This is a genomic window from Nocardiopsis lucentensis DSM 44048, assembly GCF_000341125.1.
GTDB classification, from domain to species: Bacteria; Actinomycetota; Actinomycetes; order Streptosporangiales; family Streptosporangiaceae; genus Nocardiopsis; species Nocardiopsis lucentensis.
In genome coordinates this window covers 1-2,923 of the sequence record NZ_ANBC01000850.1, presented here as the reverse complement: position 1 = coordinate 2,923, position 2,923 = coordinate 1, and the positions used below count along the sequence as shown (strand labels likewise).

2 protein-coding genes are annotated in these 2,923 nt (G+C 73.9%); both read right to left on the bottom strand.

Going from position 1 to position 2,923, the window contains the following annotated elements; all coding sequences use genetic code 11:
* The coding region (locus tag D471_RS0129620; protein WP_017601967.1) for a hypothetical protein at window positions 1-1,650 on the bottom strand (1,650 nt) is incomplete at its 3' end.
* Between the two features lie 75 nt (window positions 1,651-1,725).
* A complete protein-coding gene (locus tag D471_RS0129615; protein ID WP_017601966.1) occupies window positions 1,726-2,841 on the bottom strand; it encodes a winged helix DNA-binding domain-containing protein in 1,116 nt (371 codons plus the stop codon).
* Between the last annotated feature and the right edge of the window lie 82 nt (window positions 2,842-2,923).

Sequence of the window (2,923 nt, the reverse complement as noted above, 5' to 3'; positions counted from 1 at the left end):
GCCGGCCGGCCGCTCCTCGTCCGCGGTGACCGGTTTCGGGGCGGGCGGAGGCGGTTCGGCCGCCCACGGGTGCGGTTCGGGCTGGTCCGGCACCGGGCCCCACTGCTCCGGCGCGAGGGGCTCGGGACCGACGGGCTCGGGACCGACGGGCTCGGGAGCGGCGGGCTCCGACACGGCCCCCCACGGCTCCGGCGCGAGGGGCTCGGGCACGGGAACGCCGCCGGCCTCGCCTCCCGGTTCTCCGAACCCGCCGAAGGCGGCGGACCCAGAGGCGTTCCCGGGGCCTCGGGGTTCCCGGAACGGGAGCGGTTCCCCCGGTTCCCGGAGCCCTTGGGGTTCCCAGATCTCCTCGGTCCCCAGAGCCTCTCTGATCCCGCCGGGGTCACCGATCCCTCCGGGGTCCTCCGCCGCCCAGGCCTCCTCGTGTTCCCAGGACTCCTCGGTCTCCTTCGGTCCGTCCTCGTCCCCGGACGCCGGGGATTCGAACGGCGCCGACAGCGGCCCCGAGTCCACCTCGGCGAAGTGCGCCGCGACCCCGAAGTGCCGGGGAGCGAGCTGCGAACCGGTGTCGTCGTGTTCGATCGGCGGCGCCAGCGGGTGGCGGACCGAGCCCGCCGGGTGCATGCGCGACCACCACGCGGCGGCCTCGTCCGGGTGCAGTTCCTCCAGGACCTCCAAGGAACCGGGGATGTGCGGGTGGCGGCGACCCGCGCGCCACGAGTGCGCGAGTGTCTGTGGTTCCAGGACCAGCACCCGTTCGCCGTCGATCACCGGGATGTCGGCCGGGACGGCCTCGTTGCCGAGCCACGTTCCGTCGCCGCCGACCAGGTCCCACTCACCGCGCACGACGTCCGCCAGGGGGTCGGCGGGCGCGTTCAGGCAGGCGGCGGTCCAGCGCGGATCCGGTCGGGTGCCCGGGACCCGGTGTCCCTCCTTGCCGATGAGCGCGTCCGCCAGCAGCGTGTGCAGCTGGAAGTTGTCGCCCATCCCGTCGAACCGCACCCGGAACCCCCGCCAGGACGCGCGGTCGAGCACCAGCGCACGGCTCGTCTCGGCCATCCTCAGCAGTTCGTGGACCTCGACGAACTCGCTGAGCTGTGTCGACAGCGCGCGGACGATCTGGCCCAGCCCCTCCAGCGCGCTGGCGTCACCGCGCACGGCGGTGCGCACACCAGGGTCGCCCAGCATGGCCTTGGCCGCGAGGCCGTAGCGCTGCGAGGTCCACCAGCCGACCGTGGCCAGCGGCGCGTTGTCCCCGAGGACCTCCTCGACCCGCTTCTCCTCGGCCTCCGTCACCGCGGCGGGTGCGGGGAGCGCTCCGCCGCCCGTCTTGTCCCACGCGTGCATGAAGGCCACGGCCGCCTGGCCGTAGCTGCCGAGTTGGCGGAGGACCTCCAGACCGACCTGCCCCGCCGGGGCGCCGGACTCGACCAGGGCTCCGGCCAGGACGGCGAGGTCGGCGGCCACGCCCGCGACGGATTCGCACTCACCGAGGACCGGTGCGAGCGCCTCCAGCGCGGTGGCGAGCTCATCCTTGGACACCTGTGAGGACAGCCGGAACACATCGTGCACGGCGGAGGAGAACTCTGGTGCTTGGCTTGCGGCGGTGTCGAGGACGCGTTGGAACGCGGCGCGGAACTCTTCAGTCACCCGAGAATCCTTCCATATCCACACGTGTCATCCGTGGTCCGGACAGGTATGGGCGAAAGCCCCACAGGGGAAAGTTCAGGGTGTGTCGAGGACACGGATCTCGTGTCCGTCGCGGTCGGGTTCCAGGAATCGCAGCAGCCGCAGGCCCTCGGCGGTCACCTCGTCGGTCTCCGCTGAGGTCAGGGGACGGAACGGGACGACCTCGACGGCCGTTGCGGCGCGCGTGCGAACCACCTTCCACGCGGCGCTGACCTCGCCGTCCACCAGGACCGTGGCCGGGGGCATCCCGTTACGCGCGCAGATGCGCCGCAGGTCCTCGGCGGAGATGACCCGGCTCCGGTCGGCGTGGCCGCGCAGGAGGTTGTCGAAGTCGTACAGAAAGCGCGCGGGGGCGGGGGTGTCCGGGTCGGGGCGCGGTGCGTCGGGCAGGTCGAGGAGTTCGGCGCCGTCCTCTCCGCGCAGGACGATGAGCCGGTCGCGTAGCCGGTCGACGACCTCGCGCAGCCGGGTCAGCCCCGACCAGGTCTGGACGTCCCTCACGCTGGCCGGGCCGAACGCGGCGAGGTAGCGCGTGATCAGCGTCGCCGGATCGGGGCGGGCGTCGAGGGTCCGCCCGGTCCAGGTGTCGGCGGGGGCGAGCGCGGGCGGCCCCGACGCGCCCCACACCCCGCGTGGTGGGACCTGCACGACGGGCAGTCGGCAGCGGACGACGTAGGCCAGGTCGCGGTCGGGGACGTCGGGCCAGCGCTCGGCGAGGCGGGCGCCGAGGTCGGTGGGCGTGAGCGGCCGTCGGGCCAGGAGTTCGCGGCCGACGGCGACGACCGCGTCCAGGTCCAGCTCGCGCGTGGTCCGGCCGTGGCCGCTGTGGGTCAGATCGCGGTCGATCACGGCCTGCACGGTGGCCCGCAGCCACGCCATGTCCTCCGGGGTGACCAGGTGGAGCGTCGAGCGCATGAGGGTGACGCGCACCAGCTCGCCGTCGGTGAGCATGCGCCCGACCGCGTGCGGGTCGAATCCCTCGATCCGGTTCTGGAGGCCGACGTACCAGGTGTGCGTGGTCTGGGCCTGGAGCCCCGCGAGGCGGGTGACGACCTCCGTGACGGGCAGGTCGACGCGGCGGAGGAGGAACTGGCGGGCGAGGGTGGCGCGGTTGAGCGCGCGCCGCGTCAGGGTGGTGCCGGTCGTGGTCATCGTGGCCTGCTTCCCGGTCGCTGCTGGGAGGGGGCACCCTACCCGCCGGTGTGGACACCGGGCCCGCGTCCGTGGCGGGGGG

Bases quoted from the DNA above. Each gene is read 5' to 3' on its own strand.
- D471_RS0129615 (WP_017601966.1), bottom strand. From the start codon at position 2,841: ATGACCACGACCGGCACCACCCTGACGCGGCGCGCGCTCAACCGCGCC.